The 26462-nt window shown below is 70.2% G+C and carries 24 protein-coding genes; 20 read left to right on the plus strand and 4 right to left on the minus strand.

Annotated elements, in window-relative coordinates; translation table 11 throughout:
* The first annotated feature begins 44 nt into the window (after positions 1 to 44).
* Complete coding sequence (gene frr, locus OG579_RS00750) at positions 45 to 602, plus strand: ribosome recycling factor (protein ID WP_045822439.1); 558 nt, start codon at positions 45 to 47, stop codon at positions 600 to 602.
* A gap of 84 nt (positions 603 to 686) precedes the next feature.
* Positions 687 to 1601, plus strand: a complete 915-nt coding sequence (locus OG579_RS00755; RefSeq protein ID WP_408068788.1) for a phosphatidate cytidylyltransferase — start codon at positions 687 to 689, stop codon at positions 1599 to 1601.
* A gap of 66 nt (positions 1602 to 1667) precedes the next feature.
* Here the strand turns inward: OG579_RS00755 and OG579_RS00760 are convergent, their stop codons facing one another.
* Positions 1668 to 2027 (minus strand): LapA family protein, encoded by a 360-nt coding sequence (locus tag OG579_RS00760; protein ID WP_045822441.1) that lies wholly within the window; start codon positions 2025 to 2027, stop codon positions 1668 to 1670.
* Between the two features lie 107 nt (positions 2028 to 2134).
* Here OG579_RS00760 and rlmN point away from each other — a divergent pair, with 107 nt between their 5' ends.
* Positions 2135 to 3256, plus strand: a complete 1122-nt coding sequence (rlmN, locus tag OG579_RS00765) for a 23S rRNA (adenine(2503)-C(2))-methyltransferase RlmN (RefSeq protein ID WP_328857732.1) — start codon at positions 2135 to 2137, stop codon at positions 3254 to 3256.
* 10 nt (positions 3257 to 3266) lie between these two features.
* Here the strand turns inward: rlmN and OG579_RS00770 are convergent, their stop codons facing one another.
* Positions 3267 to 3560, minus strand: coding sequence for a DUF2631 domain-containing protein (locus tag OG579_RS00770; protein ID WP_328857733.1), 294 nt, complete (start codon positions 3558 to 3560; stop codon positions 3267 to 3269).
* Positions 3561 to 3679: 119 nt separating this feature from the next.
* Here OG579_RS00770 and puuE point away from each other — a divergent pair, with 119 nt between their 5' ends.
* The 11 genes from puuE (at position 3680) to OG579_RS00825 (ending at position 16244) form a co-directional block, all read left to right on the plus strand.
* Complete coding sequence (gene puuE / locus OG579_RS00775) at positions 3680 to 4639, plus strand: allantoinase PuuE (RefSeq protein WP_045822456.1); 960 nt, start codon at positions 3680 to 3682, stop codon at positions 4637 to 4639.
* 4 nt (positions 4640 to 4643) lie between these two features.
* Positions 4644 to 5831: a 1-deoxy-D-xylulose-5-phosphate reductoisomerase gene (gene dxr, locus OG579_RS00780; RefSeq protein WP_328857734.1), complete on the plus strand. Its 1188-nt coding sequence runs from the start codon at positions 4644 to 4646 to the stop codon at positions 5829 to 5831.
* A 69-nt stretch (positions 5832 to 5900) separates the two neighbouring features.
* The gene (locus OG579_RS00785; RefSeq protein WP_328857735.1) at positions 5901 to 7112 is read left to right on the plus strand and encodes a M50 family metallopeptidase; all 1212 of its coding nucleotides are present in this window, start codon (positions 5901 to 5903) and stop codon (positions 7110 to 7112) included.
* 12 nt (positions 7113 to 7124) lie between these two features.
* Positions 7125 to 8312: a flavodoxin-dependent (E)-4-hydroxy-3-methylbut-2-enyl-diphosphate synthase gene (gene ispG / locus OG579_RS00790; protein WP_045822459.1), complete on the plus strand. Its 1188-nt coding sequence runs from the start codon at positions 7125 to 7127 to the stop codon at positions 8310 to 8312.
* A gap of 90 nt (positions 8313 to 8402) precedes the next feature.
* Entirely contained in the window at positions 8403 to 9239 is an 837-nt protein-coding gene (locus tag OG579_RS00795) for a GNAT family N-acetyltransferase (protein ID WP_045822460.1), read from the plus strand.
* Between the two features lie 92 nt (positions 9240 to 9331).
* Entirely contained in the window at positions 9332 to 11170 is a 1839-nt protein-coding gene (locus OG579_RS00800; RefSeq protein WP_328857736.1) for a penicillin-binding transpeptidase domain-containing protein, read from the plus strand.
* 45 nt (positions 11171 to 11215) lie between these two features.
* A complete protein-coding gene (map, locus tag OG579_RS00805) occupies positions 11216 to 12079 on the plus strand; it encodes a type I methionyl aminopeptidase (protein WP_328857737.1) in 864 nt (287 codons plus the stop codon).
* A gap of 7 nt (positions 12080 to 12086) precedes the next feature.
* Positions 12087 to 13655: a cobyric acid synthase gene (locus tag OG579_RS00810; protein WP_328857738.1), complete on the plus strand. Its 1569-nt coding sequence runs from the start codon at positions 12087 to 12089 to the stop codon at positions 13653 to 13655.
* Positions 13655 to 14479 carry an alpha/beta fold hydrolase gene (locus tag OG579_RS00815; RefSeq protein ID WP_328857739.1) on the plus strand — a complete coding sequence of 275 codons (825 nt, stop codon included), beginning with the start codon at positions 13655 to 13657 and terminating at the stop codon, positions 14477 to 14479. The genes OG579_RS00810 and OG579_RS00815 overlap by 1 nt, the downstream gene beginning before the upstream one ends.
* A gap of 51 nt (positions 14480 to 14530) precedes the next feature.
* Positions 14531 to 14896, plus strand: a complete 366-nt coding sequence (locus OG579_RS00820; RefSeq protein ID WP_328857740.1) for a PLD nuclease N-terminal domain-containing protein — start codon at positions 14531 to 14533, stop codon at positions 14894 to 14896.
* A 31-nt stretch (positions 14897 to 14927) separates the two neighbouring features.
* Entirely contained in the window at positions 14928 to 16244 is a 1317-nt protein-coding gene (locus tag OG579_RS00825) for a carboxylesterase family protein (RefSeq protein ID WP_328857741.1), read from the plus strand.
* A 27-nt stretch (positions 16245 to 16271) separates the two neighbouring features.
* Here OG579_RS00825 and mtr read toward each other — a convergent pair whose 3' ends face one another.
* Together mtr and OG579_RS00835 are read right to left on the minus strand one after the other, a co-directional pair.
* Positions 16272 to 17660 carry a mycothione reductase gene (mtr, locus tag OG579_RS00830; protein WP_150116460.1) on the minus strand — a complete coding sequence of 463 codons (1389 nt, stop codon included), beginning with the start codon at positions 17658 to 17660 and terminating at the stop codon, positions 16272 to 16274.
* A 17-nt stretch (positions 17661 to 17677) separates the two neighbouring features.
* Complete coding sequence (locus OG579_RS00835; RefSeq protein ID WP_328857742.1) at positions 17678 to 18742, minus strand: alpha/beta hydrolase; 1065 nt, start codon at positions 18740 to 18742, stop codon at positions 17678 to 17680.
* A 170-nt stretch (positions 18743 to 18912) separates the two neighbouring features.
* Between OG579_RS00835 and mqo the strand changes: the two genes are divergently transcribed.
* From mqo to cobA, 6 genes are all read left to right on the plus strand, one after another.
* Complete coding sequence (gene mqo / locus OG579_RS00840) at positions 18913 to 20475, plus strand: malate dehydrogenase (quinone) (RefSeq protein ID WP_150116461.1); 1563 nt, start codon at positions 18913 to 18915, stop codon at positions 20473 to 20475.
* 13 nt (positions 20476 to 20488) lie between these two features.
* Positions 20489 to 20959 carry a GNAT family N-acetyltransferase gene (locus OG579_RS00845; protein ID WP_045822466.1) on the plus strand — a complete coding sequence of 157 codons (471 nt, stop codon included), beginning with the start codon at positions 20489 to 20491 and terminating at the stop codon, positions 20957 to 20959.
* A complete protein-coding gene (locus OG579_RS00850) occupies positions 20956 to 23025 on the plus strand; it encodes a VWA domain-containing protein (RefSeq protein WP_408068720.1) in 2070 nt (689 codons plus the stop codon). Before OG579_RS00845 ends, OG579_RS00850 begins: the two co-directional genes overlap by 4 nt.
* 82 nt (positions 23026 to 23107) lie before the next feature.
* Positions 23108 to 23725: a cob(I)yrinic acid a,c-diamide adenosyltransferase gene (cobO, locus tag OG579_RS00855; protein ID WP_045822467.1), complete on the plus strand. Its 618-nt coding sequence runs from the start codon at positions 23108 to 23110 to the stop codon at positions 23723 to 23725.
* Positions 23719 to 25215 (plus strand): cobyrinate a,c-diamide synthase, encoded by a 1497-nt coding sequence (locus OG579_RS00860; RefSeq protein WP_328857743.1) that lies wholly within the window; start codon positions 23719 to 23721, stop codon positions 25213 to 25215. The genes cobO and OG579_RS00860 overlap by 7 nt, the downstream gene beginning before the upstream one ends.
* On the plus strand, positions 25191 to 26459 hold the full coding sequence (cobA, locus tag OG579_RS00865; protein ID WP_045822482.1) for a uroporphyrinogen-III C-methyltransferase: 1269 nt from the start codon (positions 25191 to 25193) through the stop codon (positions 26457 to 26459). The genes OG579_RS00860 and cobA overlap by 25 nt, the downstream gene beginning before the upstream one ends.
* The last annotated feature ends 3 nt before the right edge of the window (positions 26460 to 26462 follow it).

Consider the following 26462-nt stretch of genomic DNA (forward strand, 5'->3'; position numbering starts at 1 on the left):
ACGAATCGCGTGACCCGCAGCGAGCACACAACGGAGGCGAAACCGTGATCGACGAAGCACTCTTCGATGCCGAGGAGAAGATGGAGAAAGCCGTCGGTGTGGCCAAGGACGACATGGGGTCGATCCGGACCGGACGAGCGAACCCGTCGATGTTCAACCGCATCGTCATCGACTACTACGGCGCGATGACACCGATCACGCAGGTCTCGTCGATCACCGCCCCCGAGGCGCGGATGATCATCATCAAGCCCTACGAGGCGTCATCGCTCAACGCGATCGAGACCGCCATCCGCAACTCCGACCTCGGCGTGAACCCCACCAACGACGGCAACATCATCCGGGTGGCGATCCCGCAGCTGACCGAGGAGCGTCGCCGCGAGCTGGTGAAGCAGGTGAAGTCGAAGGGTGAGGACGCGAAGATCTCCATCCGCAACGTCCGCCGCAAGGCCGCCGACGAGCTCAAGCGGATCCAGAAGGACGGCGAGGCCGGCGAGGACGAGGTCAACCGGGCCGAGAAGGACCTCGACAAGACCACAGCCGGTTACGTCGCCCAGGTGGACGACCTGGTGACGCGCAAAGAGGGCGAACTGCTGGAGGTGTGAGGCCCTCCGACGGGAACCGGCGTCCCCGGTGACCGCGACGAACGGCGATCAGCTCCGGCGGCGCCACCGAACGACAGACAAGGACTGGGAGTGAGTGAAGCGAGGCCGACGGCCGCCCCGGATCCGTCCCACCCGGACCCGTCTTCCTCCGATCCCTCCGCGTCCGGGGCGCCGCAGAAGAAGTCCCGGGCCGGGCGCGATCTGCCCGCGGCCTTCGCCGTCGGCGGCGGTCTCGGCGTCGGCGTCATCCTGATCCTCGTCTTCGCGCCGCTGGTGTGGATCCCGGTGGTGGCGGTGTCCATCGCGGTCGCGACCTGGGAGGTGGCCAAGCGGGTCCGCGCCGGTGGCTACGACGTCGGGATCGTCCCGCTCATCGGCGGCGGCCAGGCGATCATGTGGACTGCGTGGCCTTTCGGCGCGACCGGTGCGCTCGTGTCGTTCGTGGCGACCGTCCTCGTCGCGATGATCTGGAAGTTGCTGTCACAGGGGCGCACCACGGCGCCGGTCAACTATCTGCGCGATCTCGCCGTCACGGTGCTGATCCTCGCGTGGTTGCCGCTGCTCGCGTCGTTCGCCGTCGCGATGGTGCTGCAGAGTCACGGGTGGGCGCGCGTGCTGACGCTCATGATCGTGGTCGTCTGCTCCGACGTGGGCGGCTACACCGCCGGCGTCCTGTTCGGCAAACACCCGATGGTGCCCGCCATCTCGCCCAAGAAATCGTGGGAGGGCATGGCGGGGTCGTTGGTCTTCGGCACGGTGGGCGCGGTACTCGTCGTCACCTACCTCGTCGACGCCCACTGGTGGATCGGCCTGATCCTCGGGCCGGTGCTGGTGGTGTGCGCCACTCTCGGCGACCTCGTCGAGTCACAGGTCAAGCGCGATCTCGGCATCAAGGACATGGGCACCCTGCTCCCGGGCCACGGCGGCATCATGGACCGACTCGACTCGATCCTGCCGTCGGCGTTCGTCGTGTGGGCCATCCTCGGCGCCCTGCTCTGACCCGGGCCTCGGCGGACACCGACCGCCGCACGCCGCGCCCGAGGGACGCGACGCGCGACGTCGACATCAGGCCTTGCGCACCGCGCGGCGTACCTGGAACATCCGCGCACCGCCGACGACCGCGGTGATCAGCGCGCCGGCGATCGCGGCGATCAACAGGCTGACGCCCTGCGGCAGGTTGACCTCCCAGAAGAAGAGCTGGATGGCCTGCTTGTCGAGGTTCTGGACGATGAAGACCAGCAGCAGGATCAGGACGATCGCGCCGACGATGAGGCCGACCCACGCGGACTTGGTCCGGGTGTGCCGCACCTCGCTGAGGGCCTGCTTCACGGAGTCCTGATGGGCGGGTCCGGAGGTGTCGTCGACCGGGGGGAGATCCGATGCGGACTTGTGGGGATCGGCCGGGGTCGGCTCGTTGTATGTCATTCCCACATCATCCCTCGTCGGACACCCGCGGCGCGACAGGTCCGGCGCGACAGGCGGGCGACGCGGCCCGATTGGATTTCCACCCCGAACTGCGAGAACGTTGACCCATGCCCGGTCTCGACCTCCCGTTGGTCTTCGACGCCCCCAAGCGGGGACGTCCGCCCACGCATCTGGCCGATCTGGACCGTGCGCAGCGCACCGAGGCCGTCACGAAGCTCGGACTGCCGGGGTTCCGTGCCGACCAGCTCGCCCGCCAGTACTACGGACGTCTCGAGGCCGATCCGGAGGCGATGACCGATCTCCCCGCCGCGGTCCGGACCGCGGTCGGCGCGGCGTTGTTCCCGACGTTGATGACCCCGGTCCGACACATCTCGTGCGACGACGGCACCACCCGGAAGACGCTGTGGCGTCTGCACGACGGCACGATGCTCGAGTCGGTCCTCATGGGTTACTCCGACCGCACCACGGTGTGTGTGTCGTCGCAGGCGGGCTGCGGCATGGCCTGCCCGTTCTGCGCGACCGGCCAGGGCGGTCTCGACCGCAACCTGTCGACCGCCGAGATCGTCGACCAGGTCCGCGCGGCGGCGCGAGCGGTTGCCGAAGGCGAGCTGTCGGGCGGCGCACCGAACACGCGCCGACTGTCGAACGTGGTGTTCATGGGCATGGGCGAACCGCTCGCGAACTACAACCGGGTCCGAGACGCGGTGTCGCGCATCATCTCCCCGGCGCCCGAGGGGCTCGGCATCTCGCAGCGATCGGTCACCGTCTCCACGGTGGGTCTCGCGCCGGCGATCCGGCGGCTGGCCGACGAGGGGTGGCAGGTGCGTCTCGCGGTGTCGCTGCACACGCCCGACGACGAACTCCGCGACACGCTGGTCCCCGTCAACAACCGGTGGTCGGTCGACGAGGTCCTCTCGGCCGCACGGTATTACGCCGACACCTCCGGTCGCCGCGTGTCGATCGAGTACGCCCTCATCAAGGACGTCAACGATCAACCGTGGCGCGCCGACCTGTTGGCGAAACGACTACGCAAGCACCTCGGCCAGCTGGTGCACGTGAACGTCATCCCGCTCAACCCGACACCGGGCAGCGCATGGGACGCCGCGCCCAAGCCGGTCGAGCGCGAGTTCGTGCGGCGGGTCGTGGCCGGAGGAGTGGCGTGCACCGTCCGCGACACCCGCGGACAGGAGATCGCCGCCGCCTGCGGGCAGCTCGCGGCCGAGGGTTAGACCGGACCGCTCAGTTACGCCACTTGCCGCGACGCAGGTACACATCGCGCAGCAGCACGAACCACAGCGCCGCGGTGAAACCGATCAGGTACAGGTCCTCGACGTGTCCCTGGTGGTTGCCGATGTTCATGGCCAGCAGCGCGATGCCGCTGATCCAGCCGGCGATGCGCATCGCCGGCAGGCTCTCGCCGTGCCACCCGAAGCGGGCCGAGGGGGCGTCCGGCGGCTCGTGGGCCCATCCGGTGTCGACGACCTCGACCTCGTGGGAATGGGTGTCGGCGTGCTCGACCTCGCTGCTTGCCACTGGTTTCTCCTTCTCGTGACCGGTGTCGCGGCGGTCGGCCGCGGTCAACGATGGCGCGTAGTAGGCACAGCATATCGTCGGCACCGACCACGATGCACCGGCGCATCGACGATGGGAGGATGACGGGCGTGTCGCTGTCGAGATACCGGTCCGAGAACCTGCCCCGCGACCTCGTCGGGTACGGGGAGCACCGTCCCCACCCGCACTGGCCGGACGACGCGGCCATCGCCGTGCAGTTCGTCCTGAACTACGAGGAGGGGTCGGAGAACAGCGTCCTCGACGGCGACCCGGCCAGCGAGACGTTCCTCTCCGAGATGGCCGCGCCGGCCGCCTATCCCGACCGGCACATGAGCATGGAATCGCTCTACGAGTACGGGTCCCGTGCCGGCGTGTGGCGCGTGTTGCGCACCTTCGAGCGCCGCGGATTGCCGCTGACGGTGTTCGCCGTAGCCCAGGCGATGGCCCGCAACCCCGAGGTCGCCGCGGCGTTCGTCGAGCGCGGTCACGAGATCGCGGCGCACGGCCTGCGGTGGCTCAACTATCAACAGACGCCCCCCGAGGTCGAACGCGCGCACATGGCCGAGGCCGTCGACCTGCTCACCGAGATCACCGGTGAGGCCCCTGTCGGCTGGTACACCGGTCGCGACTCCCCGAACACCCGGTCGCTGGTCATCGCCCACGGCGGATTCCTCTACGACTCCGACAGCTACGCCGACGACCTGCCGTACTGGGTTCCGATCCCCGCGTCGGCGGAGGACCAGCCGGCCGGACACCACCTGGTGGTCCCGTACACCCTCGACACCAACGACATGCGCTTCTCGTCGTCGTCGGGCTTCTCGACCGGCGAGGACTTCTTCGCCCACCTGCGCGACGCGTTCGACGTGCTCTACGCCGAGGGGACCGCCGGCGCCCCGGCGATGCTGTCGATCGGCCTGCACTGCCGGATCGTCGGCCGCCCCGCGCGGATCGCGGCACTGGAACGATTCCTCGACCACGTGCAGTCCCACGAACGGGTGTGGATCACGCGACGGGTCGACGTGGCCCGGCATTGGCACGCCCATCACCGCCCACCACAATGAGTCGGTGACCCCCAGCGACGCACCCTCCGTCAGGCGAGTCCTGATCCTCGGCTCCACCGGCTCGATCGGTGTGCAGGCCCTCGAGGTGATCGCCGCCAACCCCGAGAAGTTCGTCGTCGTCGGGGTCGGGGCGGGCGGGTCGAGCATCGACCTCCTCGCCCAGCAGATCCGGACACTACGGCTGGGTGCCGAGGCGGTCGCGGTCGCCGACGCCGCTGCCGCCCGGGAGCTCGCCGACCGGATGGGCTGGTCGTCGCTCCGCTCGGGTCCCGATGCCATGTGCGACCTCGTCGAGTCGGTTCACGCCGACGTCGTCCTCAACGCCGTCGTCGGATCCCTGGGCCTGCGCCCGACCCTCGCGGCCCTGGCGACGGGCGCGTCGCTGGCCCTGGCGAACAAGGAATCGCTGGTCGCCGGGGGCGCCCTGGTCCTCGCCGCGGCGGCACCCGATCAGATCGTGCCCGTCGACTCCGAGCACTCGGCGATCGCGCAGTGCCTCCGTGCCGGCAGCGCGGCAGAGGTGGACCGACTGGTGCTGACCGCGTCCGGCGGCCCCTTCCGCGGCCACACCGCCGAGCAGCTGGAGTCGGTGACACCCGAGCAGGCGGGCAAGCACCCGACGTGGTCGATGGGTCCGATGATCACGCTGAACTCGGCGACCCTGGTCAACAAGGCCCTCGAGGTCGTCGAGGCGCACCTGCTGTTCGGGGTGCCCTACGACCGCATCGACGTGACGGTCCACCCGCAGTCGATCGTGCACTCGATGGTGACCTTCGTCGACGGCGCCACCGTCGCCAAGGCCTCGCCGCCGTCGATGAAGCTGCCGATCGCCCTGGCCCTGGGGTGGCCGCACCGGGTACCCGGCGCCTCGGCCGCCTGCGACTTCTCCACGGCGTCGTCGTGGACCTTCGAACCCGTCGACTCCGAGGTGTTCCCGGCCATCGACCTGGCCCGATCGGCAGGCACACGGGGCGGATCGTTGACCGCGGTGTTCAACGCGGCCAACGAGGCGGCGGCCGACGGGTTCTTCGCGGGCACCATCGCGTTCCCGCGGATCGTGGGTGTCATCGGTGAGGTCCTCGCGCAGGCCGACGAGTGGACCGCGACCCCGGGTACCGTGGAGGAGGTTCTCGCGGCCGACGACTGGGCTCGTCGCCGCGCCCACGAACTGGTCACACGCCACGCGAGGTGACCGCCGGGAACTCCGGCGTCGGTGTTCCTCACCGACTGGACGACACAGTGACTGGAGGTCTCGAGCGCGGTGGGTTTCATCCTGGGTGTGCTGCTGTTCGCGGTCGGCCTGTTGTTGTCGATCGCGTGGCACGAGTGTGGGCACATGTGGGCCGCGCAACGCACTGGCATGCTGGTGCGCCGTTACTTCATCGGGTTCGGCCCGACCATCTGGTCGACGAAACGTGGTGACACCGAGTACGGACTCAAGTGGCTGCCGCTGGGTGGGTTCTGCGACATCGCCGGCATGACCACCTACGACGAGATCGACCCCCGCTTCGAACACCGGGCGATGTACCGCCAGAAGGCGTGGAAGCGCCTCGTGGTGTTGCTGGCCGGGCCGATGCAGAACTTCATCCTCGGGTTCGTGCTGATCGTGATCCTCGCTCTGACCGCCGGACTGCCGGTGATCAGCGGCAAGACCGAGGTCTCGGTCGGGTCGATGGCGTGCGTGGCGCCGTCCGTGCAACCCAACGGCGACCTCACCCCCTGCTCGGGCGGCAGCCCGGCCCAGGCCGCGGGTCTGCGCACCGGCGACCGCGTGATCGCGGTGAACGGCGATCGCGGTGACAACTCCGGCGAGCTGGTCGCCGCCATCCAGAAGGCGACCGGCTCGGTGGCGATCACCGTCGAGCGTGACGGACGCGAGCAGACGCTCACCGTGCCGGTGTCGCAGGTGCAGCGACCGGTCCGCAACAGCGACGGCACCACCACGACCGCCACCGTCGGTGCGATCGGTGTGGGGCTCGGTGACAAGGGCATCAACGAGTACACCGCGCTGACCGCGGTCCCCGGGGCCGTGGTGTTCACCGGCCAACTGGTCGCACGGACATGGGATGCGCTGCTCTCGCTCCCGCAGAAGGTCGGCGCCCTGTGGACGTCGGTGACCGGCGGTGAACGCGCCGCCGACACCCCCGTCAGCGTCTACGGCGCCTCGGTCATCGGCGGTCAGGCCGCCGAGCGGGGATCCTGGAGCTTCTTCATCTTCCTGCTGGCGAGCATCAACTTCTTCCTCGGCCTGTTCAACCTCGTCCCGCTGTTGCCGCTCGACGGCGGTCACATGGCGCTCATCGGATACGAGAAGGGCCGCAACGCGGTCCGCCGTCGCCTCGGCAAGGCGGCGAAGGGCCCCGTCGACTACCTCAAGCTGATGCCCGCGACGTACGCGGTGCTCGCGGTGATGGGCTGCTACATGGTCCTCACCCTCTCCGCCGACATCATCAATCCCATCAAGGTCTTCTAGGAAGGCACTCTCATGCCCAGCGATCCCACCTCCGGTCCCGTGTCCATCGGACTCGGTATGCCCGCAGCACCCCCGCCGGTGCTCGCGCCGCGCCGGAAGACCCGCCAGATCCAGGTCGGCACGGTCGGTGTCGGCAGCGACCACCCCATCTCGGTGCAGTCGATGACGACCACCAAGACCCACGACATCAACGCGACCCTGCAGCAGATCGCCGAGCTGACCGCGTCGGGATGCGACATCGTCCGCGTGGCCTGCCCCCGGCAGGAGGACGCCGACGCGCTCGCGATCATCGCGAAGAAGAGTCAGATCCCGGTGATCGCCGACATCCACTTCCAGCCGCGCTACATCTTCGCCGCGATCGACGCCGGATGTGCCGCCGTGCGCGTGAATCCCGGCAACATCAAGGAGTTCGACGGGCGCGTGAAGGACGTCGCGCTCGCCGCGAAGGACGCGAACATCCCGATCCGCATCGGCGTCAACGCCGGTTCCCTCGACCCCCGGTTGCTCGCGAAGTACGGCAAGGCGACTCCCGAGGCCCTCGTGGAGTCGGCGCTGTGGGAGGCGAGCCTGTTCGAGGAACACGGGTTCGGCGACATCAAGATCTCGGTGAAGCACAACGACCCGGTGATCATGGTCGAGGCCTACCGTCAGCTCGCCGCGCAGTCGGACTACCCGCTGCACCTCGGCGTCACCGAGGCCGGCCCGGCGTTCCAGGGCACCATCAAGTCCGCGGTCGCGTTCGGTGCTCTGCTGTCCGAGGGCATCGGCGACACCATCCGCGTGTCGCTGTCGGCCCCGCCGGCCGAGGAGATCAAGGTCGGCGACCAGATCCTGCAGTCGTTCAACCTGCGTCCCCGCAAGCTCGAGATCGTGTCCTGCCCCTCGTGTGGACGCGCGCAGGTCGACGTCTACAAACTCGCCGACGAGGTCAGTGCCGGCCTCGAGGGCATGGAGGTGCCGCTGCGCGTCGCGGTGATGGGCTGCGTCGTCAACGGTCCCGGTGAGGCCCGCGAGGCCGACCTGGGCGTGGCCTCGGGCAACGGCCGCGGACAGATCTTCGTCAAGGGAGAGGTCATCAAGACCGTGCCCGAGGCGCAGATCGTGGAAACTCTGATCGAAGAAGCTCTTCGCATTGCCGCCGATTCGGGGGAGACTGGCGATGGTGCCACCACCGGATCACCGGTCGTCAGCGTCGGTTAGCCCACCGACGCCTGCGACACCGCGCACTTCTCCACCTCTCGACCCGTCGTCCGACAGGTCGGGCCACCACTGCCCGGGCCGGGAGCGACCGTGTTGAAGTTGTTGGGCGACAAGCCCCTCGGCGCACGCGACGCCGAGGCGGTCGGTGCCGCACTGGCTCTCGACCCGGTCGCGATGTGCATGGTGGCCGCGCGGGTGGAGGAACAGGGTGTGACCCCGCGTCTGCTCGGGGGTGAGCTGTGGACCAACACCGAACCGACGACGTCGCTGTGTTTCTCGGGCGCGAATCTCATCCCGATGCTCGGCGACGCCGCCGACATGGAGATGTTCGCCGCCCGCGCGACCCGCAACCCGCGCGTGTGTTCGTCGATCGTCGGGCGGGCCGAGCATGTCCTGGCGTTCTGGGAGCACGCGAAGGCGCACTGGGGACCCGCACGTGAGGTCCGCGCCGATCAACCGCTGCTCGCGATGTCCGGGCCGCCGTCGGTGGGTCCCGACCGAGCCGTCCGCCGCGTGCGGATCAGCGAGATCGACGCCTACCTCCCCGCCGCGATCGAGATGTTCCACGGCGAGGTCGGCGTGGACCCGTGCGCCGGCGACGGAGGACGGTCCTACCGGCGACGCATCGCCTCGCTGATCGGCGCCGGCCGCGCGTTCGCCCGGTTCGAGAACGGTGAGGTCGTCTTCAAGGCCGAGATCGGCTCGATGTCGTCCACCGTCGGCCAGATCCAGGGCGTCTGGGTCGCACACCACCGCCGCGGGGAGGGACTCGGTGCATCCGGCACCGCCGCGGTCGTGTCCGCGATCGCCGCCGAGGGACGCACCTCGAGCCTCTACGTCAACGGCTTCAACACCGCGGCCCGCGCCGCCTACGCGAAGGTCGGTTTCACCGAGGTCGGCACGTTTGCGACCGTTCTCGTCGACTGATCCATCCCTCGGCGATCCCTGGGGAGATTCTCAGGTGCACCCGCTGCGTGGCACCACGATCGGGCGGGGTGGGGCACCTAGTCTCGGTCTCGATGACGACTTCGCACCCGCCTCGATCGCGCCGACTCACCGCTCGCCTGGGCGCCGTCGCGGTGGCCTCGATCATCGTGGCCGCGGGAACGGCGTGCTCCGGTACCGACGACGGCCCCCGCGCGGCTGCGGCGGCGTTCCTCGGTGTGTTCGGCGGTCATCGCACCGATCAGGCGGCCGCGCGCACCGACTCCCCGCAGCAGGCGTCGACCGACATCGACGCCGCGTGGTCGGGATTGCAGGCGTCGGCGATGACCGCGACCGCTGGTCGGACCAAGGTCTCCGGCGACACCGCCACGGTCGACGTCACCTACGCCTGGACCCTCCCACGCGCCCAGACGTGGAAGTACACGGCGACGCTGAACATGGCGCGCGCCGACTCGGGATGGCAGGTGCGGTGGGACTCCACCGACATCCACCCCGATCTCGGTGCGACGCAACGGATGTCGCTGGAGTCGATCCCTGCCCCGGTGGGCTCGGTGAACGAGTCCGACGGGTCGTCGGTGCTCGTCCCCGGAACGGTCTACCGCGTCGGCATCGACGCGACGAAGGCCGCCGCGACGGGATCGGTCGCCGATTCGGCCACGCAGTTGGCGTCGGTGGTCGGCCGGTTCGTCCCGACCGTCAGCGCCCAGGCGATCGCCGAGGGCGCCACGGCGACCTCGGGCACCTACTCTGTCGCCACCCTCGATCGAGGCCAGTTCGACCAGGTCAGTGACCTGTTGGCCGCCATCCCGGGGGTGACCAGCACCGACCTCGCCGACCTGGTTCCCACCGACCCGACGTTCGCGCCCGATCTGCTCGGACAGGTCAAGAAGCAGGTGGCCAGCGACCTCGACGGCAAGGCCGGCTGGCGGGTGTTGTCGCTCAACGCCAACGGTGCCACCGCCGGGGTGCTCGCCGAGGTCGACCCCGCGCCGTCGCCGTCGGTGTCGATCAGCCTGTCCCGCAGCGTCCAACAGGCCGCACAACGCGCCGTCGACGCCGCGTCACGGTTCCAGACGATGATGGTGGTGATCCAGCCGTCCACCGGGCGGCTGCTGGCCGTCGCGCAGAACGCGCTGGCCGACAAGGTCGGTCCGCTCGCGACGATCGGTCAGTACCCGCCCGGCTCGACGTTCAAGATGGTGACCTCGGCCGCGGCGATCGGGACCGGCCTGTCGACACCGTCGACGACCGTCGGATGTCCCGGAGAGGTGACGATCGGGCAGCGCACCATCCCGAACTACGACAACTTCTCCCTCGGAGACGTGTCGATGCTCCAGGCCTTCGCCAAGTCCTGCAACACCACCTTCGCCAAGCTGGCCAGCGAGATGGGGCCGTCGGATCTGGCCCACGCCGCGGCGTCGATGGGCATCGGCACCCGGTACGACGTGCCCGGCATCCCCGTCGACTCCGGCTCGGTGCCGATCGCGCCGGAACTGATCTCCCGCACCGAGGACGGATTCGGTCAGGGCAAGGTGCTCACCAGTCCGTTCGGTCTGGCCCTGGTCGCGGCGACCGTCGCCCACGGCTCCACCCCGGTGCCGCAACTCATCCTCGACCGCGCGACCACCGTGTCCGGTCCGCACCCGACCATCAGTCCCGCCGTGATCCGACAGCTGCGGCCGATGATGCGCGCGGTGGTCGTCGACGGCACCGCCGACCGGATCAAGGACCAGGGTGAGGTCTACGGCAAGACCGGTGAGGCCGAGGTCCCCGGCGGCTCGCACGCCTGGTTCGCCGGCTACCGCGGCGATCTCGCCTTCGCGACACTGGTGGTGCTCGGGGCGAGTTCGGACAACGCCGTCGCGGTGACCCGTGACTTCTTCACCGCACTGCCGCCGGACTTCCTGGACTGACGACGCGCGCCGGCCCCGTCACGGCCGCCCGATACGATGGACGCCATGTCCGTACGCACTGCTCTGCAGCCCGGGGTCGTCTCGCCGACCCTGCCGGTGCCGCCGTCGATCCCGCGACCGGAGTACGCGTGGCGTCCGACCGTGAACGAGGGCCACGAGCCGTGGGTGCAGACCCCGGAGACGATCGAGAAGATGCGGGTCGCCGGTCGCATCGCCGCCGACGCCCTTGCCGAGGCCGGCAAGGCCGTGGCGCCGGGCGTGACGACCGACGCCCTCGACCGGATCGCCCACGAGTACATGATCGATCACGGCGCCTACCCGTCGACCCTCGGCTACCGCGGGTTCCCCAAGTCGTGCTGCACCTCGCTCAACGAGGTGATCTGCCACGGCATCCCGGACTCGACGGTCATCGCCGACGGCGACATCGTCAACATCGACGTCACCGCCTACATCGACGGCGTCCACGGCGACACCAACGCGACCTTCCTCGCCGGTGACGTGAGCGCCGAACACGCCGACCTCGTCGAACGCACCCACACCGCCACCATGCGGGCCATCAAGGCCGTCCGACCCGGGCGCGAGCTCAACGTCATCGGCCGGGTGATCGAGGCCTACGCGAACCGCTTCGGCTATTCGGTGGTGCGCGATTTCACCGGCCACGGCATCGGTGAGACCTTCCACAACGGACTCATCGTCCTGCACTACGACCAGCCGAACGTGGACACGGTGATGGAGCCGGGGATGGTGTTCACGATCGAGCCGATGATCAACCTCGGCGCGTTGGCGTGGGACATGTGGGAGGACGACTGGACGGTGGTCACCCGCGACAAGAAATGGACCGCCCAGTTCGAGCACACGCTCGTCGTCACCGACGACGGCGCCGAGATCCTCACGTTGCCATCGGAGTAGGGCGTCGGTGAGCGGCGCACTCCTGATCGGCGGCACCAGTTCCGACGCGGGCAAGAGCCTGCTCGTGGCCGGTCTCTGCCGCGTGCTGCACCGCCGCGGCCTGTCGGTCGCGCCGTTCAAGGCGCAGAACATGTCCAACAACTCGGTCGTCACCGCCGACGGTGGTGAGATCGGGCGCGCCCAGGGCATGCAGGCGTTCGCCTGCGGACTCGCCCCCTCGACCCGATTCAACCCGGTGCTGCTCAAACCCGGTAGCGACCGTCGATCCCAGGTGGTGGTGCGCGGGGTCGCCGACGGGTGGATCACGGCGACCGACTACCACTCACGCCGCGCCGCACTCGCCGACATCGTGGCATCCGAACTCGCCTCGCTGCGCGGCGATTTCGACGTCGTGGTGTGCGAGGGCGCCGGATCGATCGCCGAGATCAACCTGCGCGCCACCGACATCGCCAACATGGGCCTCGCGGCCGCCGCCGACATCCCGGTGGTGGTGGTCGGCGACATCGACCGCGGGGGAGTGCTGGCGCATCTGCTCGGCAGCGTCGCCGCACTCCCGCCCGAGGATCAGTCACGGGTCGCCGGGTTCCTGATCAACAAGTTCCGTGGCGCACAGTCGATCCTCGACCCCGGACTGCGGCAGCTGCACGACCTGTGTGGCCGCCCGACTCTCGGGGTGATCCCGTGGGCCGACGACATGTGGCTCGACGCCGAGGACTCGCTGTCGTCACCGATCGGGCGCGCGATCGGTCCGTCGATCCCCGCGCTCGGGTCGCAACGCATCACCGTCGCCGCCATCCGTCTCCCTCGACTGTCGAACTCGACCGACCTCGAGGCACTCGCGTGCGAACCGGGCGTCGATGTCCGGTGGGTCGACGACATGGCCTCGGTGGCCGCCGCCGACCTGGCGGTCCTGCCCGGCACGCGCGCCACCGTCTCCGACCTCGCCTGGCTCCGTGCACGCGGACTGGACGCAGCGCTCATCGACCGGGCGGCACACGGTCGCCCGATCGTCGCGGTCTGCGGCGGCTACCAGATGCTCGCGCGACGGATCGACGACACGGTCGAATCCGGGGGCGGCGTCGTCGATGGACTCGGACTCCTCGACATCGACATCGTCTTCGACGAGACCAAGCTGGTCCGCGAGGTCCGGGGTCACCTCGACGGTGCCGGCGAGGACGCGATCACCGGTTACGAGATCCACCACGGTCGTCTCACCCGCCCGGCGCCGCATCCGCACTGGATCGTCGATGACGACAACGGGCCCGAGGGATGCGTGGTGGGCGCGGTGTGGGGCACCCATTGGCACGGACTGCTGGCCAACGGCGCCGTGCGGCGCGCAGTGCTCGCCGAGGTCGCCGACAGGGTCGGCAAGACCGGGTTCGTGGTGGCCCCCGACACCGATGTCGACGCTGCCCGCATGGCGCAGATCGACCTGATCGCCGACCTGTTCACCGCGCACGTCGACCTCGCCGCGATCGACGGCCTCCTGGCCGACGGTGTGCCGCGGAGCCTGCCGACCGTGACCCTGGGGTTGGCGCCCGCGAGCGCGCCCGAGCGCCACGTAGGCTCGAGGTGATGAACGTCGACACGCAGATCGTGACCGTCGGTGACCACGACTTCACCGTCCGGGTCGGTGGGCCCCCCACCGGACCCGTCGTGTTGCTGCTGCACGGATTCCCCAGCAGTGGAACGTGTTTCGACGAGGTCGTCCCGCGCCTGCACAATTCCGGACTCCGCACCGTGGTACCCGACCAGCGCGGGTACTCCCCGGGCGCGCGACCGACCGATGTCGACGCCTACCGGTTGCCCCACCTCGTCGACGACGCCGTCGGCATCCTCGACGCGCTCGGCATCTCCTACGCGCTGGTGGTCGGCCACGACTGGGGTGCGCTGGTCGCGTGGCATCTCGCCGGTCGACACCCGGGCCGCCTCACCGGGCTCGTCGCGGTCAGCGTCGGACATCCCGGTGCCATCTCCGGGGCGTTGGCGACCGACGGGGACCAGCGTGAGCGCTCGTCGTACATCCCGAAGCTGATCGACCCCGCGGCCGAGGACGGCCTGCTCGCCGACGACGCCGCGTTCCTGCGCAGCATCGTGCCCGACGACTCGGTCGCACCCCTGCTGGAACGGTCCGGACTGACCGGCGCCATCAACTGGTATCGCGCCAACTTCACCGGCGACATCAAGGCCAACCTCGCCTGTCCGCCCGTGGAGGTGCCGACCACCATGGTGTGGAGCGACGGCGACACCGCCCTAGGACGTGGACAGGCGGAGGGCAGCGGACGGATGGTCTACTCCGACTATCGATTCTGTGAACTTCCCGGCATCGACCACTGGATCCCGCAGAACGCGCCCGCCGCCCTGGCCAGCGAGATCGCCCTGCGCTCCGCGACGTTCTGAGCACCGCGATGTCCAGTCCGATCCGACACCCGCGCAGGAGGTGGTGACGCAGTGCCGTACCTCGTCCTGATCTACGCCGTCATCATCGTCGCGGTCGCCGTCGACATCGTCGTGGCCGACGGGCGTACCGTCCGCGGCCTGCCGAAGATGGTCTGGGTGCTCGGCGCGATGGTCCTGCCGCTGCTGGGACCGATCGCCTGGTTCGCGCTCGGACGGCCCTCGAAGGACGACGGCGACGACGAGGGCGCGCCTCCCCGCGAGGGCCGGCTGTCGAGGCCGTCGACGAAGCCCGCCGTGGCCCCGGCGCGGTCGGCCGCCGACGACGCCCGCGCCGAGGAGGAGTTCCGTCGCACGGTCCGCGAGCGCGCCGAGGCGCAACGCCGTGCCGCTCGCGATCAGCGCGGTCCCGACGTCTGAGGGTCCGCGCCGCAGATGCCACGATGACGCCATGACCCTCGACACCCTCGTCGTCGACACCCCATCGGGACCCGTTCGCGCCGAGCACACCGACGGCCTGCTGCACGCACGCGGGCTCCGGTACGCCCGCGCGCGGCGATTCGAACCCTGTGTGCCCGTGCCGACGTGGACCGAGACCGTCGACGCGACCCGTCGCGGACCGGCCTGCCCCCAGCTGCCGTCGCGCATCGAATCGGTCACCGGGCCGATGCTCACCGGACTCGATCTCTACGAGGACTGCCTGCGGGTGTCGGTGACCGCGCCGACGCCGGATGGTCGGGTACGACCGGTGCTGGTGTGGCTGCACGGCGGCGCCTACGTCTCCGGCGGCGGTGAGAGCGAGAAGTACGACCCCGAGGCATTGGCGCGGGAGAACGACGTCGTCGTCGTGACCGTCACCTACCGCCTCGGGATCCTCGGCTACCTCGGGATCGACTCGGTCGCGCCCGCCAACCTCGGCTTGCTCGACCAGATCGCGGCCCTGCGGTGGGTGCGCGACGCCGTCGGTGCCTTCGGGGGAGACCCCGACGCGGTCACCGTGTTCGGCCACTCCGCCGGCGCCGACTCGATCGCCGCGTTGCTCGTCGCCGACGGCACGCAGGGGCTGTTTCATCGCGCGGTGCTGCAGAGTGCGCCGCTCGCCCTGCGTGGCGACGCCACGGCGATGTCGGCGGCGATGGGGACCGCCGCTCGTGCGGCACTCGGCGACGACCCCGGCGGCCTCTCGATCGACGATGTGCTCGCCGCGCATACGGCTGCGCTGGCCGCTGCGACCGATTTCGGGTTCGCCTCGGGCATGGCCTTCGGCCCCCAGTACGGCGAACACCCGCTCCCTCCGTTCGGGGAGATCGCCGCGCGTCGCGCCGCGAGCGCGACATCCGTCGAGGTGCTCATCGGATGGACCTCCGACGACGGCAGTCCGTTCGTCGAGGCCATCCCACGTCTGCAGAGGCTCGCGCACCTGCCGGTCGTGGGGTCCACGCTGCGCAGACTGCTCACCGCGATCGTGACGCGGCGTGCGTTCTCCGCCCCGGCAACCGCGTTCGCCGACGCCCACCGCGCCGCCGGCGGTCGCGCGGTCACCTATGAGTTCTCCTGGGGTGCCGACGATTCTGGTGTCGGCGCGTGTCACAGCATCGAGATCCCGTTCCTGCTGGGCACGCCGCAGGCGTGGTCGGACGCACCGATGCTGGGCGCCCATGCCGCATCCGCGCTCGCCGAACTCGGACCGCGCCTACGGCGGCGCTGGGCCGACTTCGCGCGCAACGGCGTCACGTTCGCCGAGACCGACCATCTGACCCTCGGTTAGACCGCCGGCCGGCATGCGACGAACCGGTCAGATGTCGAGACCCAGCAGCGCGTTCTCGAGCACCTCGGGCATGCCCGGGTGGATCCAGTACTGGCCCTTGGCCATCGACGTGGCGTCGAGGCCGAAGTGCATCGCCTGGATGACCGGCTGGATCACCGTCGGCGCCTGCGGGCCGATGAGGTGCGCGCCGAGGATCCGACCGGTGCCCCTCTCGGCGACGATCTTGCACAGACCCGTGGTGTCCTCCATCGCCCAGCCGTAGGCGACGTCGCCGTAGTCCTGCACCTTCACGGTGACGTCGAGGCCCTGCTCGCGGGCCTGCGCCTCGGTGAGACCGACCGAGGCGATCTGCGGGTGGGTGAACACCGCGGCCGGTACGAATCGGTGGTCGAACTTGTCGAGGTCGTCTCCGTCGAAGTCCCGCAGCAGGTTCGCCTGAACGACCCGCGCCTCGTGGTTGGCGACGTGCTTGAGCTGGTACGGCGAGCTGACGTCGCCGAGGGTCCACACGTTCTGTGCGGCGGTGCGGCCGAACTCGTCGCACTCCACCCGACCGGCGTCGTCGAGCGAGACGCCGATGGTGTCGAGGTGCAGGCCGTCGCCGTTGGGGGTCCGGCCGGTCGCCACCAGTAGTGCGTCGGCGGTGACCGACGACCCGTCGGACAGCTCGACGACGACCGCTCCCTCGTCACCGATCTTCGTGCCGGTCACCGAGGCGTTGAACCGCACGTCGAAACGCTTGCTCGCGATCTCGGTGAAGCGGTCGGAGATGTCGGCGTCGAGGTGTCGCAGCAGCTTGTCGCCGCGGGCGATGATCGTGACCTCCGTGCCGAGGGAGGCGAAGACGTGGGCGAACTCGGCACTGATGTAGCCGCCACCGACGATGACGAGGTGGCGCGGCAGCGACGCGAGACGCATCACGTCCTCGTTCGTGTGGAACGGCGCACTGCCCGAGGCGATGGCCTCGGGGATGAACGACCGCGAGCCTGCGGCGATCACGACCTTGCGGGCCGTCACCTCGTCTCCGTCATCGGTGAGCAGGCGGTAGCGTCCGTCGTCGGTGGTGCCGGCGAACCGTACGTGGGAGTGCAGGACGGAGATGTTGTCGCACTTGTCCTCCCGGTACTGCTGGCCCCCCAGCGAGATCGGGTCGATACGACCGAAGACGCGCGTCACGATGTCGCGCCACCGCACGTCGTCGATGTGGCTGTCGATGCCGTACCGGGCGGACTCGCGGATGGTCTCGGCCACCTCACCGGCGTACACGTACATCTTCGTCGGGATGCAGCCCACGTTGAGGCAGGTCCCTCCGTAGACACCCTTCTCGAAGATGGCGATCGACCAGTCGTCGAAGCGGTCGTCGGGGATCGAGTTGCCGCTGCCGGAACCGATGATGGCGAGGTCGACGTCTGTCATGTGCATGCTCCTGATGGTCACGAGACGTCGCGCGTCACGCGCGACGACCCCGTGGGTGGTGGTTCGACCGAACGGCGGATCGAGAGGGTCGCGGTGTTCTCCGTCAACCACCTCGAGAGTTCTGCGTACGCGACCGCACGGGGCTCCTCGCGGGAGAGGAACACGTCGTGGCGGGCGCCGTCGATCGGCACCGCGGTCACCCGGTTGCCGAGGCACCCGCTCCAGCGCGCGATCTGCTCGGTGTCGAGAACGGTGTCGGCGGTGTCGATCTCGGGGCGGTAGGGCCCGCCGAGCACCGACCGTGCCGACCGTAGGACCAACGACGGGACGCCGGTGTCGATTCCCCGGTGCAGCGCGGCGTGGCCACGACGCACGGTGGCGAGGAAACCGAAGGTGACGGGGAAACCGCCCAGCGGCTTGAGGTCGAGGTCGTACTCCCACTCGCCGTGGGCGCTGACGTGCAGGCTCTCGCCGTACCCCCCGGGGAGTCGGTTGGGCAGCACGCGATACGGCGCGACCCGGGCGATCGTCCGCACGAGCACCGTGCCCCAGCTGCGCAGGGCCGGTGCGCCCTGCAGGTCGAACCACGGGCTGTTCAGGACCTGCCCGGTGACGCGACCGTGACGGCCCGGGTCGGTGGCGCGCAGCCGGTCGAGCCACAGCGCGGTGATCAACCCGCCGGTGGAGTGCGCGGCGACGACGACCGGTGTCCCCGGGGCGGCCGCGTCGATGACGTCGAGCGCCGCGCCGAGTTCGGCGTCGTAGAGGGAGAGATCGGAGATGAAGTGCGGGGTGTGGCCGGGTTTCCGCGACCGACCGCACTTGCGGAGATCCAGGGCGTAGAAGTCGTACCCGGCGTCGGCGAACGCGGTCGCGAGCGGCGCCTGGAAGAAATAATCGGTGAAACCGTGGACGTAGAGCACCGACGGTCGCGGGGCCGCCACGTCGGCGTCGGACTCGGACCGCAGATGCCGCACCAGTGTGGCGGTGACGGTGCCCTCGCCGTCGGGATCGGGACCGAGGTCGATGGTCAGCGCCGCGAAATCCGGTCCGAGGACATCGGGTTCCCAGTCGTGTGCCACACCCCGACTGTAGTGGCGGTCTTCGCCGCGGTCGCGTGGCGACCGCGTCTTCGACGATCCGGTGGGTTTTCCCACACCGGCTTATCCCAGGGCGCCCCGATGGGGGAGAATGGAATCATTCAACCTGCCGACCGGTAGAAGCGGTCGACGACAAGGGAGTTGAGCAGGACGTGGCCGGCGACAAGAACACACACGACAACCCAGGGACGACCAAGACCGACGTCGTGCTGATCGGCGCCGGGATCATGAGCGCCACCCTCGGTGCACTGATCCGGCAGCTCCAGCCCGACTGGTCGATCTCGGTGTTCGAGCGACTCGACGCCGCTGCCGCCGAGAGCAGTGACCCGTGGAACAACGCGGGCACCGGACACTCGGCGCTGTGTGAGCTCAACTACACCCCGCAGGGCGCCGACGGCAGCGTCGACATCTCCAAGGCGATCACCATCAACGAGCAGTTCCAGGTGTCGCGTCAGTTCTGGGCCCACGCCATCGAGAAGGGGATCCTCGACACCCCCTCGGAGTTCATCAACCCGATCCCGCACGTGAGCTTCTGTCACGGCGAGGACGGCGTCGACTACCTGCGCAAGCGTTACGACGCGCTCGCGAGTCAGACGCTCTTCGCCGACATGGAGTACATCGACGACGACGCATTGTTCGCGAAGAAGCTGCCGCTCATGTCCGAGGGCCGCGATTTCGCCGATCCCGTCGCGCTGAACTGGTACGAGAACGGCACCGACGTCGACTTCGGCGCACTGACCCAGAAGCTGCTCAACTCGGTCGCCGAGGGCGGTTCGGTCAACTTCGGACACGCGGTCACCGACCTCGACAAGCAGTCCGACGGCAGCTGGATCGTGAAGGTCGTCAACCTGCGCACCAAGCGCAAGCAGAAGATCCACGCCGGGTTCGTGTTCGTCGGAGCCGGCGGCGGTGCCCTGCACCTGCTGCAGAAGTCGGGCATCAAGGAGGCGCGGCAGTTCGGCGGGTTCCCGGTCTCGGGCGCGTTCTTCCGCTGCACCAACCCCGAACTGATCGACGAGCACCAGGCGAAGGTCTACGGCCGCGCCGCGGTCGGCGCGCCGCCGATGTCGGTGCCGCACCTCGACACCCGCGTGATCAACCACAAGCCGGGTCTGCTGTTCGGGCCGTACGCGGGGTGGTCGCCGAAGTTCCTCAAGGAGGGGTCGAACCTCGACCTGCTGACGTCGATCACGCCGTTCAACGCGTTCCCGATCGCCAGCATCGCGCCGAAGGAGTTCGGGCTCCTCAAGTACCTCATCAGCGAGCTCGCGGCCGGTCCGGCCGACCGCGTGAAGACGCTGCAGGAGTTCGTCCCCCGCGCCGTCGGCGGCGACTGGGAGCTGATCACCGCAGGGCAGCGTGTGCAGGTCATCCGCAAGAAGGGCCCGATGAACGGGGCACTCGAGTTCGGCACCGCGGTGGTGAACTCCGCCGACGGCACGATGGCCGGACTGCTGGGTGCCTCGCCGGGCGCGTCGACCGCCGTGCCGGCGATGCTCGACGTGCTCGAGCGGTGCTTCCCGCGTCACTTCGAGAGCTGGAAGCCCGCGCTCACCGACATGATCCCGTCGTTCGGACAGAAGCTGAACTCGACGCCGTCGCTGTTCCGTGAGGTCTGGGACTGGACGTCGAAGGTGCTCGAACTGTCGTCCTCACCGGCCGAGCAGCCCGTCGCCGGCACCGACCGCCGCGTGGCGGCACCCACGTCGGTGTGATAGTCACGACCACATGACTGCCACCGCGTCCCTGCACCGCAGCTGGGCTCTCGACCTGGACATCGCCACCTTCTACAAGATCCTGAAACTGCGCGTCGACGTGTTCGTGGTGGAGCAGTCGTGCCCGTACCCCGAACTCGACGGGCTCGATCTCGACACCGACACCCGGCACCTGTGGCTCGAGGAGGACGGCGAGGTCGTCTGCACCCTGCGCCTGCTCGAGGAGCACGAGGACGGCAAGTCGTTCCGGATCGGTCGCCTGTGCACCGACCGCGCGCACCGCGGGCAGGGACACACCACCCGTCTGCTGCGCACGGCGCTCGCCGAGGTCGGTTCGCACGCGTGCCGCATCCACGCCCAGACCTACCTCGTGGACATGTACGCCAAGCACGGTTTCGCGCCCGAGGGCGAGGAATACCTGCTCGACGGCATCCCGCACGTGCCGATGCGCCGCGGTGGCGGGGAGCCCTGGCAGCCGTCGTGACCTCTCGATCCGAATCGGATCCCGATCGTCACCGCACCGCTGAACCCGCTCATGTCCCCGAAGTCATCCGGGCGCCGTTCCCGTTCAGCGCGGTGGTGGGCCAGGAGTCGCTGAAGCTCGCCCTCATCCTGTGCGCGATCTCGCCGGGCATCGGCGGTGTGCTGCTGCGTGGCGAGAAGGGCACGGCCAAGTCGACGATCGTCCGTGCCCTGGCGCCGCTGCTCCCGGCCGACCCCGCGACGAACGCCGCCGGGCGGGTCGTGGAGCTGCCGATCGGGGCCACCGACGACCGTGTCGTCGGCTCCCTCGACGTGGCACGCATCCTGCGTGACGGTGACGCGGCGTTCACACCCGGTCTGCTCTCGTCCGCCGATGGTGGCGTGCTCTACATCGACGAGGTGAACCTGCTCGCCGACCACCTCGTCGATCTGCTGCTCGACGCCGCGGCGATGGGGCGGGTCACCGTCGAGCGCGACTCGGTGTCACACAGCTACGACGCGCGGTTCGTGCTCGTCGGGACGATGAACCCCGAGGAGGGCGAGCTGCGGCCCCAGCTGCTCGACCGGTTCGGGCTCACCGTCGCGGTGACCGCCCCACGTGATGTCGACGAGCGCGTCGAGGTCATCACCCGCCGCATGGACTACGACGCCGATCCCGCCGGATTCGCCGCGCGCTGGGCCGATCGTGACGTCGAGACCGCCGCGGCCATCGCCGCGGCGCGCGACGCGGTCGACTCGGTGTCGTTGCCGGTCGCCGAGATGCGACGTATCGCTGCGGTCTGTACCCACCTCGACGTCGACGGACTGCGCGGCGACATCGTCGTGGCCCGCACGGCCCGCGCCCACGCCGCCTGGCGCGGCGCCTCCGAGGTCGACGAGACCGACGTGCGCGTCGCGGTGGAACTCGCACTGCCGCACCGCCGTCGACGAGACCCGTTCGACGACACCGACATGAGTCGCGACGATCTCGACTCCGCGATGGACTCCGCCGCCGAACAGGCCGATCGTGACCCGACGACGGCGCCGGGTGGTGCACCCGAGACCGATCCCGATCCGGACACCGATCCCGACGGGGGACCCGGATCGCCGCCGCCCGGAGGGTCACCGCCGCCCGCGGGGCAGCCACCCGCCGCCGATGGCCCCGCCCCCGAGGCGCTGTCCGACCAGCCCGGCCCTCCCGCCGAGGCGCCGGAACCGTCGGCGTCCCCCCGCGAACCGACTCCGGCCTCGTCGGGGTCGTCGGCGCCGACCCCCACCGACCTGTCGGTCGACGACCAGCGGGGAACGCTGCGCGCGGGCGTCACCCGGATGATGCGGGTCGCCGGTGTCGGTGACGGTGACCCGGGACGACGCTCGCCCGCGCGGAGTCGACGCGGCCAGACCATCGCCGCGACCGAGACGCTGCACTCGGGCGTGCACCTCACCGCGACGGTCCTCGCCGCGGCCGGGCGTCACCGCGGGGCCGGCCGCCTCGCCATCACCTCCGACGACCTGCGCGGAGCGGTGCGCGTCGGACGCGAGGGCAACCTGGTGGTGTTCGCCGTCGACCTGTCGGGTTCGATGACCGCACGCCGACGCCTCGACGCGGTCAGCGGAGCGTGTGCCGCACTGCTGCGCGACTCCTATCAGCGACGCGACCGTGTCGCCGTGGTGGTGCTGCGCGGCTCATCTGCACAAGTGGTGGTCCCGCCGACCCGATCGGTGAGCATCGCCCTGCGAGGGCTGTCGGGCGTGCGCACCGGCGGCCGCACGCCGCTGGCCGAGGGACTCACCGAGGCCGCGGTGCTCATAGACCGCGCCCGCCACACCGATCCGCGCCGGCGTCCTCTGCTCGTCGTGCTGACCGACGGTCGGGCCACCAGCGGGCCCGACGCGACCGGTCGCGCCGCCACCGCCGCGGACCGACTACGTCGACGCGGCGTCGACGCGGTGGTCGTCGACTGCGAACAGGGCATCGTCCGACTCGGCCTGGCGCGTACGCTTGCCGTTCACCTCGACGCCACCCACGTCACCGTCGACGACGTCACCGCCGACGCCGTGGCCGGGGCCGTACGCCGGGCCGCGTGATCCCCGGCGACGTCACCTACACGCTCACCCGGGTCCCGACGACCGTGGGGCCCGCCCGACCATCCGCGAGAGGAGCGACCGCATGCCGCAGGGGATCCCCGCCGTCGTCCCCGACGACGGCCTGACCACACGTCAACGTCGCAACACCGCGCTGCTGGCGGTCCACACCGGCAACGGCAAGGGCAAGTCGACGGCCGCGTTCGGCATGGCGATGCGCGCCTGGAACGCAGGCATGGACATCGGCGTGTTCCAGTTCGTCAAGAACGCGAAGTGGAAGGTCGGCGAGGAGACCGCGATGACCGCCCTCGGTGAGGTGCACGCGCGCACCGGACAGGGCGGACCCGTCGAGTGGCACAAGATGGGATCGGGGTGGTCGTGGATCCGCCACGGTGATCAGGCCGAGGCCGACCACGCCGACCAGGCGCGCGCCGGATGGACCGAGATCGCCCGCCGACTGCGCGCCGAGACCCACGACTTCTACGTCCTCGACGAGTTCACCTACCCGTTGGGGTGGGGATGGATCGACGTCGAGGAGGTACTCGAGGTGCTGCGCGAACGTCCCGGCAAGCAACATGTCGTGATCACCGGCCGCCGCGCCCCCGCCGAGCTGGTCGACGCCGCCGACCTCGTCACCGACATGACCAAGACCAAGCACCCGATGGACGCCGGCCGCAAGGGACAGCGGGGCATCGAATGGTGAGCGGGGGAGGTGCGGCGGGCACACCCGCCGTCGTCATCGCCGCGCCGTCCTCGGGCAGCGGCAAGACCACCGTCGCCACCGGACTCATCGGCGCCCTCACCCGCGCCGGGCACCGGGTCGCGCCGTTCAAGGTCGGCCCCGACTTCATCGACCCCGGCTACCACGCCGTCGCCGCCGGACGTCCCGGACGCAACCTCGACCCGAACCTCGTCGGCGCCCACCGCGTCCCGGGCCTGTTCGCCGCGGGCTCCCGTGGCGCCGACATCGCGGTCATCGAGGGCGTGATGGGTCTGTTCGACGGTCGCATCGCCGACGACGCCGATGACGGGGCCATGCCCACCGGACACGCCCACGGGTCGACGGCCCACGTCGCGGCGCTGCTCGGCGCGCCGGTCGTGATCGTCGTCGACGCGTCCGGCCACAGCCAGACCCTCGCCGCCATCCTGCACGGGATGCGCAGCTTCGACACGGACGTCGACATCTGTGGGGTCATCCTCAACCGCGTCGGTTCGCCGCGCCACGAACACGTCCTGCGACAGGCGTGCGACCGAGTCGGGCTGCCGGTCTTCGCGGTGCTGCGTCGCGCACCCGAACTCGTGGTGCCGTCGCGTCACCTCGGTCTCATCCCCGCCGCCGAGCACGGCGGAGCCGCGCAGACGGCGGTCGCGGCCATGACCGAGCTCGTCGCGGCCACCGCCGACCTGTCGGCGATCGTCGCCGCGGCACGCGCCCGGACGCCTCGGCCCGCCGCCGCGTGGTCGGCCGACGACGAGATCGCTGATGCCCGCGAGCGACTCGGCCTGTCGGCCCCGCAGCGCCCGGTGCGGGTCGCCGTCGCCGGGGGAGCGGCCTTCACCTTCGGCTACGCCGAGCACGCCGAGATGCTCGCCGCGGCGGGCGCGGAGGTCGTCACCGTCGATCCGATGAACGACCGCTTGCCCCCGGGTACCGACGCGCTCATCATCGGCGGCGGCTTCCCTGAGGAACACGTCCACGCCCTCGCCGCGAACACACCGATGCTCGCCGACGTCGCCGCACACGCGCGATCCGGGCGGCCCATCCACGCCGAGTGCGCCGGATTGCTCTATCTGGCACACGATCTCGACGGTCACACCATGGCCGGTGTGGTCGACGTGCGCGGACACTTCGGACCCACCCTCACCCTGGGGTACCGCGACGCGGTCGCGCTGACCGACTCGGCTCTCTTCGCCGCGGGCGATCGCATCACCGGACACGAGTTCCACCGCAGCACCGTCGAGGCGATCGGCCCGATCGATCACGCCTGGGCATGGCGCAAGGCCGGGGTCGTCCACCGTGACGGCGTGGCCGCCGGCACGGTGCACGCGTCGTATCTGCACACCCACCCCGCGGGCGCCCCCGACTCGGTGGCCCGACTCGTCGCGACCGCCGCGGCGGCGGCCGAGGGTGAGGACCGTCACGACGGTGACGTCGGTACGGTTCTGCCATGCCTGGATCAGTCCCTGACGTGACGGGGCGCGACGCGCACCCCGACGAGGATCACTACCTCGTCGGCCTCGATCTGCGCGGCCGACGGGTCGTGCTCATCGGCGGCGGCTCGGTGGTGTCGCGGCGCCTGGGCACCCTCGCCGCCAGCGGCGCCGACATCCACGTCATCGCCGTCGACCCCACCCCGACGGTCGAGTCGTTCCCCGGCATCACCGTCACCACGCGCGCCTACCGCCCCGGCGACCTCGCCGGCGCCTGGTACGCCCTGGCGTGCACCGACGACCCCGAGGTGAACGCCGCTGTCGTCGCCGAGGCCACCGAACGCCACATCTTCTGCGTCCGCGCCGACGACGCCCGGCACGGCACCGCGGTCACCCCGGCGTCGGTCCAGCACGACCGCCTGAACATCGGGGTCCTCGCGTCCGGCGATCACCGACGGTCGGCACGTATCCGGTCGGAGATCGCGCAGGGGCTGCTCGACGGGTCGCTCGGTACCCCGTCGCAGGGCAGCCACCCCGCCGGGGTCGCCCTCGTCGGCGGCGGCCCCGGCGACCCGGAACTGATCACCGTGCGCGGCCGCCGTCTGCTCGCTGCGGCCGACGTCGTCGTGGCCGACCGACTGGCCCCGCCCGCCCTGTTGGCCGAACTGGCCCCGTGGGTCGAGATCATCGACGCGGCCAAGGTGCCCTACGGGCGTGCCATGAAGCAGGAGGCGATCAACGACGCCCTCGTCGACAACGCCCGCGCGGGCAAGTTCGTCGTGCGTCTCAAGGGCGGCGACCCCTATGTCTACGGCCGCGGTTTCGAGGAACTCGCCGCATGTGTGCAAGCAGGCATACCGGTGACGGTTGTGCCCGGCATCACCAGCGCCATCGCTGCGCCGGCGGCCGCGGGGATCCCGGTCACCCACCGCGGCGTCACCCACGAGGTCGTCGTCGTGTCGGGACATCTTCCGCCCGGACACCCCGAGTCGCTGGTCGACTGGTCGGCCCTGGGGCGCCTCAAGGGCACGCTGGTGCTGATGATGGCCGTCGAACGCCTCGAGCAGTTCACCGAGGCGCTGATCACCGGCGGCCGTGACCCCCAGACCCCCGTCGCGGTGATCGAACAGGGCTCGATGCCCGGGCAGCGACGCCTCACCTCCACCCTCGCCGCGGTGGCCGACGAGGCCCGCGGACAGGCGGTCCGGCCGCCCGCGATCGTGGTCGTCGGAGAGGTCGCGGCCTTCGATGCGGCCGCCGGCACCCTGGGGCGCGTCGGCGTCTGACCG

This window comes from Williamsia herbipolensis (genome assembly GCF_036153515.1).
GTDB lineage: Bacteria > Actinomycetota > Actinomycetes > Mycobacteriales > Mycobacteriaceae > Williamsia_A > Williamsia_A herbipolensis.